Consider the following 7745-nt stretch of genomic DNA (forward strand, 5'->3'; position numbering starts at 1 on the left):
GGCCGTCGACATGTACAAACACCTGTTCGTAGCCGGTCCGGTGGCGCCCCTGCTGTCGCGACCGAAGCCGGTGCGACGCAGCGGCTTCGAACTGCCCATGGTCCTCGCGTCGAGCACCATGGCAGCCGAGGACGTGCGCGTGCTCGAGCTGCGCGCCACCGACGGCGGCCCGCTACCGGCATGGACACCGGGCTCGCACCTGGACCTCGTGCTGCCGTCGGGCAAGCAACGCCAGTACTCGCTCTGCGGGGATCCCGCCGACCGGTACTCCTACCGGATCGCGGTGCGCCGCCTCGCCGACGGTGGCGGTGGTTCGGTCGAAATCCACGACACCCTGCGCACCGGTGACCCGATCCGGGTGCGCGGACCGCGCAACGCGTTCAGCTTCGTCGACGCACCGTCGTACCTGTTCCTCGCTGCGGGTATCGGCATCACCCCGATCCTGCCGATGGTGCAGGCGGCGGGTGCGCGCGGGCAGCTCATCTATCTGGGGCGGTCGCGGACGACGATGCCGTTTCTCGACGAGCTGCCCGCCACCGCCGAGGTCCTGCCCGACGATGAATACGGCGGCCCGCGGATCGCGGAGCTGATCGCCCGCTCGGCGCCGGGCGCGGCGGTGTACGTCTGCGGTCCGCCGCCGGTCCTGGCCGAAGCGCAGCGGGTCTTCTTCGAGGTGAATCCCACCGGTTCGCTGCACACAGAACGCTTTTCGGCTCCGCCCGTCCTGGATGGCAAGCCCTTCGATCTCACCCTCGCCCGCACCGGGACGACGGTGCGCGTCGATGCGGCCGAAACCACTCTCACCGCCATCGCGCGCGCGGTGCCCGATGTCCTCTATTCCTGCCGGCAGGGCTTCTGCGGGACCTGCAAGGTCGCCGTGCTGGCCGGCGCGGTCGAGCACCGTGACCGGCTGCTCACCGCCGCCGAACGCGAGGACCGGATGCTCACCTGCGTCTCCCGCGCGGCGGGCCACTCACTCGTGATCGATCTCTGAACGCCATGCTCCCGAGTACTCGACGCACGCGCGTCTGCACGCACCCCGACGAGGAGACCACTGCGATGTCCAGCCCCGAACACACCCCTATCGCGATCGTCGGCGCCGGATTCGGCGGAATCGGGCTGGCCATCAAGCTCCGGGAAGCCGGTTTCCACGATCTGGTCGTGCTCGAGCGTGCCGGCGATCTCGGTGGCACCTGGCAGGCCAACACCTATCCCGGTTGCGCCTGCGATGTGCCCTCACACCTCTACAGCTATTCGTTCGCGCCCAATCCGCGCTGGTCGCGCACCTACGGCAAACAGCGGGAGATCCTCGAGTATCTGCGCTCGGTGGCGACCGAACACGATGTGGTGCGCCATATCCGCTTCGAGACCGAGCTGACCGCCGCCCGCTGGGACGAGCAGCGCTCGCGATGGCACATCGACACCTCGCGCGGCCCGCTCACCGCGGATTTCCTGATCTCGGCGGCGGGAGTGTTCGCCGAGGCGAAGTATCCGTCGCTGCCCGGACTGGAGTCCTTCGAGGGCACCGCCTTTCATTCCTTGCACTGGGACCATGATCACGATCTGACCGGTGAGCGGGTCGCGGTCATCGGCACCGGCGCGTCCGCGGTGCAGTTCATTCCGGCGATCCAGCCAAAGGTCGGGCGACTGACCGTCTTTCAGCGATCGGCGCCGTGGATCGTGCCGCGCATGGACCGGCGCACGGTCGCACTGGAGCGGATGATCCTGGACCGGGTGCCGCTGGCGCAGAAGGCCCTTCGCGGCACCTGGTACACCCTCATCGAGGGCTTCGGCCTGGTCGGGTTCGTGGACAACCGCTTCCGCCATCCCTATGAGCTGCTGGGGCGGATGCAGTTGCGGCGCCAGATCAGGGACCCGGAATTGCGTAGGAAGGTGACTCCCGATTACATGATCGGCTGCAAACGTGCCATCTTCTCCGACGCCTATCTCCCGGCATTGGACCAGCCGAACGTCGATGTGGTCACCGACCCGATCGCGGAGGTCAGGCCGCGATCCATCATCACGTGGGCCGGGGCGGAGATCCCGGTCGACACGATCATCTACGGCACCGGATTCGATCCGATTCCCTCGGTCTTCGATCGGTTCGTCGGGCGCAAGGGCCGATCCATCGCCGACCTGTACCACCGGCGGCCGCAGTCCTACCTCGGCACCGCGGTCGCGGAGTTCCCGAACTTCTTCGCGACCCTCGCGCCGTTCGGAGCGGCGGGCAACCAGTCCGCGATCTACATGATCGAATCGCAGATCACCTACATCGTGGACGCGTTGAAGACGATGCGCGACAGCGGCGCCCGGCGGGTCGAGGTACGCCGCCATGTGCAGGACGCGTTCGTGCGCGAGATGGCCGAGCGCAGCGCCTCGACGGTCTGGCTGACGGGCGGGTGCACCAGCTACTACACCACCCCCGAGGGTGGAAACGCCGGGCTGTACCCGAATTGGAGTTTCGAATACCGCCGCCGCACCAGCAAATTCGACGCGCATTCCTACGAGGTGACCCGGTGATCGGCCTGCCGTTCAACCCCTTCGCCGGCTGTGGCGATTACCGCGTCGCCGGAAGAACCGCGCTGATCACCGGCGCCGGGCAGGGCATCGGGCTGGAACTGGCCGAGATCCTATACGCCCGTGGCGCTTCTGTGGTGCTGGTGGATATCGATGCGGCGGCGGCGCGGGCGGCGGCCCGCGCGCTGGGCCCGCGGGCCTTCGCGGTCGGCGCCGATGTCGCCGACCGGGCGCAGATGAGTGCGGCGGTGGATCGCGCGATCGAACGTTTCGGGGCGCTCGATATCGTCGTCGCCAATGCCGGAGTGACCCCCGCACCCGCGACCGTGCGCACGATGGACCCGCGCGAATTCGATCGCGTGCTGGGGATCAACCTGACCGGGGTGTTCAATACCGTACATCCCGCCCTCGATGCGGTGATCGCGGCGAAAGGCCATGTCGTCGTGGTGTCGTCGTGCGCGGCCTTCGCCCCGGGGATGGGCGGATCGCCGTACATGATGAGCAAGGCGGCCGTCGAGCAATTCGGCCGCGCGCTGCGGGTCGAGCTCGCCGCCGTCGGCGCCAGCGCGGGCATCGCCTACTTCGGCGTGGTGGAGACCGCGATGACCCACGACATGCTCGACGCCGACGAACTCGGCATCGAACTCGACGCCATGCTCCCCTGGCCCCTCAACGTCCGCATCACCGCCGAACACGCCGCCCGCACCATCGCCGACGGCATCTCCCGCCGCGCCGCCCGCACCATCGCCCCTTCCGGCTGGGAGCCCTACGCACTGCTGCGCGGCGCGGTGAACATCGCCCTCGACAGCCGATTGGCCGCGGACCCGAAGGTGCACGCGCTCATCCGGCGGCTGGAGCAGCGCGCGCTGAGCACCTGACGTGGGCCCCTCGAGAGTCGCCTCATCCACCCCTGACCTGCTTGCGCGCCTAGAGTGGGAACGCGATGGGCGAGGTGCGCAAGGTTCCGCGGCAGCGGCGGTCCCGGGAGACGGTGGATACGCTGCTCGAGGCGGCTGCGCAGATGTTCACCCGGGAGGGGCTCGCGGCGACGACCAATCGGATCGCGGAGCGGGCGGGGTTGTCGGTCGGCACGTTGTATCAGTACTTTCCGAACAAGCACGCGTTATTGCGGGCGCTGGCCGAGCGGCATCTGGTGCAGGCGCGGGCGCATCTCGATGTGGTGTTCGCCGAATTGCGGGTTACCCGGCCGGGTTTCGAGGAGACGCTGCGGGCGATCCTGAACGCGGTGGTCGAATTACATCGGGACCGGCCGGCGCTGCATGCGCTGCTGCATCGGGTGGCGCCGCGCTCGGCCGAGGAGGCGGCGGCGCTGCACGCCTTCGAGGATCATCTGGCGGCGGAGGTCGCCTTCCACCTCGAACGGTGCGGGCGCGGTGGCGCGGACCCGCAGTACCTCGCTCACACCTTGGTCCACGCCATCGACGCACACGTGCATCGCGTGCTGACCCGCCGCAGGCTCGACACCGATGCGCTGATGACGCTGGCGCTCCGGATCATCTCCGCGCCGCCGGATTAGCGGCCCACGACCTCCTCCAGTACGCCCGTCAACGCATCCTCCAACTGGCCGAGACCGGGTTCTTCGATGGGGAAATGCCCGCAGCCATCCAAGAGCACGAGCTGCGTCGGCGCGGCGATACGGTCGAGAAACCGGACGCTCAGTTCTGGTGGCGTCCAGCGATCGGCCGCCGGATGAACCAGGGTCAGCGGTGTCGTCGCCGTTTCCGGCGGAGTGTGTGCGAAGTCGAGGAAGTCGGCGAGGAACCCCAGCGGCACCCGCACACCGCCGCCCTTCGGGTCCGATCCACACAGCCGCGTCAGCGCGGGGTCCAGGCTCATATTGCCCATGTCGACCAGCCATCGGATCGGCACCCGTACCCGACCCAGCAGCGGCCGCACCGTTCGCAGCAGTGCCGGCGCGACACCACCGGTGAACGACCACCGCACCGCTGCCCGCCGCGCGGCCGGATCGGACGGATCCAGCAGACAGGTCGCCACCACCTGAGTGACCGCCCCGGTGCGGGCGGCGACCTCGTAGGCGAGCATCCCGCCCATGCTGGCGCCGAACACGACCAGCGGTCTCGGATCGGACTCGGTTTCGGCACAGACGAACTCGCACAGCAGCTCGACCCAGTCGGTGTAGCGCATCGACCGCGGATCCGGCACCACGGTGTCGCCATAGAGCGGCAGGTCGATCGCCATCGCGTCGACCCCGGCCCGCATGGCGAGCGCCGCCAACGGCCACACCAGTCCGGCGTGGCCACCGGCGCCGTGCACCGCCAGCACTCGCACCGGTGCCTCGGCCGACCGGCCGCGAGCGACGTGCACCCGGTGCCCGCGCCAGGACCACCATGTCGAGTCCGGGACAGCCATCGGCTCGGCGAGGTAGTCGGGAGGAAGGAACTGGGCGTATCGGTGATATTCCATGCGCCAAGCCTGCTGCCCGGGACACCCGCCCACAACTCGCGTTCCACCGATCCCGAAGGACGGCCGAAATAGCGGTTGATCGGCGCTGATGACCGTTGCCCGGTTCTCGCGGAACGGACTACTCAGATTTGGCGGTGACCACGCCCGCACAGGTCCGCGCGCAACGGCGAACTGGCACAAGCCCTTGTGGGCCGACAGCGCCCGCCTGGCCGGGACGTCCGACCGAGACGGCTCACTGCCCCATGATGTATTCCACCGACGGCCCGGCGGTCCATCCACCGTCCACGGCGAGCTCGGCGCCGGTGGTGTAGGAGGCGGCGTCGCTGAGCAGGTAGGTGACGGCACCGACGAGCTCTTCGGCCCGGCCCACTCGCTGGAACGGGTTGTTGGGGAAGGCGCCCGGTTCCGGGCTGATGCCGGTGGGCGCGGTCATCGGGGTGTAGACCATGCCGGGGTGGACGGAGTTGACGCGAATGTTCTCCCGCCCCAGCTCCACTGCCGCCACCTTGGTGAGCCCGCGCACTCCCCATTTCGCCGCACCGTATCCGCCGGTCAAGGCCATGCCGATGAGCCCGGCCGCCGAGGAGATGTTGACGATCGAGCCGCCGCCCGCCGCGCGCATGGCGGGGACCGCGGTGTGGATTCCGGTGTACACCGACACCAGGTTGATCTGGATGATGCGCTGGAAGGTGTCCAGCGGCTCGTCGGCGACGGTCTGGCCGGATGCGGAGATGCCCGCGTTGTTGACCACGCCGTTCAGCTTGCCGAACGCGGCGACGGTGGCGTCGACGGCGGCCTGCCAGTCGGCCGGATCGGTCACATCGAGGTGCACATAGCCGGCCTTGTCGCCGAGCGAGGCAGCCACGGCGGCGCCTTCCTCGTCGAGCAGGTCACCGATCATGACCTGCCCGCCTGCGGCGACGACGCCGCGCGCGAACGCTTCACCGAGCCCACGCGCGCCACCGGTGACCAGGACGACTTTGTCAGCGAGATTCATTGAGATTCCTTTCGTTTCGCGGTGCGGATGCGGCACCGCTCGAAGTTTCGGTGCGCCCGAACATGGCACGGGCGACAGCGGCGGCCGCCGCGGCCGAGGACAGTCCGTCGCGCACCATGTGGGTCATGCCCGCGATGACGAACAGCACCGCCTGACCGCAGGCCACAGTGGTGGCGATAGCGGCTTCCTCGGCGCCGATCCGGCGGGCGATGCCCGGCCGGATGACCGCCGCGGTCTCGTAGCTGGCCTCGAGCCAGACCCGCCGCAGGGCCGGGTCGGCGAAGACGGTCGCCATGATCGCGCGCGACTGCTCGTCACCGGTGTCGGCGAAGGTGCGTTCGAAGGCGTGCATGAGCACGTCGGCGAAACTGTCGGCTTCGGGCCGAGCGTCGATGGCCCGGGCGAAGGCGTGGTTGCCGTCGTCGAACATCGGCCGCAGGCTGTCTTCTTTGGTCGGGAAGTAGCGGTAGAAGCTGCGTTCGGCGAGCCCGGCCGCCGCCGCCAGTTCCGCGACGGTCGGCGACGACCCGCCCGCGCGGACGAACAGGTCCGCGCACGTGCGGGAGATGCCGACCAGGACTTCTGGCTCCAGTGGCTTCCGTGCCATGCCCCCAGCCTACGCTTTAATGGCAGAAACTGCCGTTATCGGTCTACTGAGTGGGAGCCGACCCCAACTTCCAGATGCGCAGCGCCAGGTGGAGGTCGAGGCGGCGGGTGGTGTCCAGCCAGTCCGCGCCCAGCAGATCGGCGATGCGGGCCAGCCGCTGCCGCACCGTATTGCGGTGGATGAACAGCCGAGCGGCCGTATCGGCCAGTGCGGCATTGGTTTCCAGAAACGTCCAGGCGGTCTCGGTGAGCGCGGTCCCGTGGTCCCGGTCGTAGCCGATCAGCGGCGCGATCTCGCCGAGTGGCTCGTAGTCGACGCCGAGCTTGCCTGCCGCGTCGAGCAACAGACCGACCGCGCCGAGCCGGCTGCCATCGAGACTCTGGCCCGCGCGGCCCAGCAGGACCAGCGTCGACAGCGCCCGTTCGGCCTGCCGATGGGTGGCGGCGACGGCGTCGAGTCCGGCCACCGGCCCGGCGTAACCGATCGTCGCGAGCACACCGTGTGCCGCGAACTCCCGTTCCAGCGCCGCGACCGTGTGCTGCCCGTCGGCCACGAGCACACACAGATGCCCGCCGTGCTCGGCCACCAGCGCCCGGCTGGTGCCGAGCACTCGCCGGACGTGCGCATCGATGCGCCGGTGATCGGCGCCGTGCACGTCGATGACAACGCTGGTCAACCGGTCGCCGGGCCGGAGACCGAAGCACGCCGCGCGGCGCCGCACCTGCTCGGGATCCACCCCACGCCCGGAAAGGATGTCATCGAGCACCTCGAACTGCTGCCGCTGCGCGGAATCGTGGGCGGCCTGGTCGAACAGGCGCAGCACGGTCAGGAAGATCGCCAGCCGGTCGAGCAGCCCACTGTGCCCCGCGGGTATCGAGCCGGCCAGGACCAGCGTCGCCAGATGGGTCCCGCCGGCCTTGGCCGGCACCACGGTGCAGCCTCGCAGTTCGAGCGGTTTCCCGGTGGCGATCACGCCCGCGAACTCCGCGTCACCGGCCTGCTCGGCGATCGCCTCCACCCAGTCCCCAGGGTGGGCGGCCAGCACGCCACCGGCCGGATCGAGCACGGCCGCGGGCACCGCCAGCACCTGATGGGCGAGGTCGACGAACCCGTCCAGCCCCCGACCGCCGACCACGGTTTCGATCAGCCGCTCGTCCAATGCGATGACGTCCTGGAGTC

Annotated in this window: 8 protein-coding genes; 4 read left to right on the top strand and 4 right to left on the bottom strand. The window is 69.4% G+C overall.

What is annotated here, in order from left to right:
• Positions 1-10: 10 nt before the first annotated feature.
• From RJ05_RS13380 to RJ05_RS13395, 4 genes are all read left to right on the top strand, one after another.
• A complete protein-coding gene (locus RJ05_RS13380) occupies positions 11-994 on the top strand; it encodes a PDR/VanB family oxidoreductase (RefSeq protein WP_081597309.1) in 984 nt (327 codons plus the stop codon).
• Positions 995-1059: 65 nt separating this feature from the next.
• Positions 1060-2520: a flavin-containing monooxygenase gene (locus RJ05_RS13385; protein ID WP_036537422.1), complete on the top strand. Its 1461-nt coding sequence runs from the start codon at positions 1060-1062 to the stop codon at positions 2518-2520.
• Positions 2517-3395, top strand: a complete 879-nt coding sequence (locus tag RJ05_RS13390) for a short-chain dehydrogenase/reductase (protein WP_036537411.1) — start codon at positions 2517-2519, stop codon at positions 3393-3395. Before RJ05_RS13385 ends, RJ05_RS13390 begins: the two co-directional genes overlap by 4 nt.
• 65 nt (positions 3396-3460) lie before the next feature.
• The gene (locus RJ05_RS13395) at positions 3461-4054 is read left to right on the top strand and encodes a TetR/AcrR family transcriptional regulator (RefSeq protein WP_036537412.1); all 594 of its coding nucleotides are present in this window, start codon (positions 3461-3463) and stop codon (positions 4052-4054) included.
• Here the strand turns inward: RJ05_RS13395 and RJ05_RS13400 are convergent.
• The 4 genes from RJ05_RS13400 to RJ05_RS13415 all read right to left on the bottom strand — a co-directional run.
• Positions 4051-4962 (bottom strand): alpha/beta hydrolase, encoded by a 912-nt coding sequence (locus RJ05_RS13400; protein ID WP_036537413.1) that lies wholly within the window; start codon positions 4960-4962, stop codon positions 4051-4053. The genes RJ05_RS13395 and RJ05_RS13400 overlap by 4 nt on opposite strands.
• Before the next feature lie 232 nt (positions 4963-5194).
• Positions 5195-5959, bottom strand: a complete 765-nt coding sequence (locus RJ05_RS13405; protein WP_036537414.1) for a glucose 1-dehydrogenase — start codon at positions 5957-5959, stop codon at positions 5195-5197.
• A complete protein-coding gene (locus RJ05_RS13410) occupies positions 5946-6566 on the bottom strand; it encodes a TetR family transcriptional regulator (RefSeq protein WP_051016537.1) in 621 nt (206 codons plus the stop codon). The genes RJ05_RS13405 and RJ05_RS13410 overlap by 14 nt, the downstream gene beginning before the upstream one ends.
• Positions 6567-6609: 43 nt before the next feature.
• On the bottom strand, positions 6610-7745 hold a 1136-nt coding region (locus tag RJ05_RS13415), incomplete at its 5' end, for a PucR family transcriptional regulator (RefSeq protein WP_162140632.1).

This window comes from Nocardia cyriacigeorgica NBRC 100375, assembly GCF_000308555.1.
GTDB lineage: Bacteria > Actinomycetota > Actinomycetes > Mycobacteriales > Mycobacteriaceae > Nocardia > Nocardia cyriacigeorgica.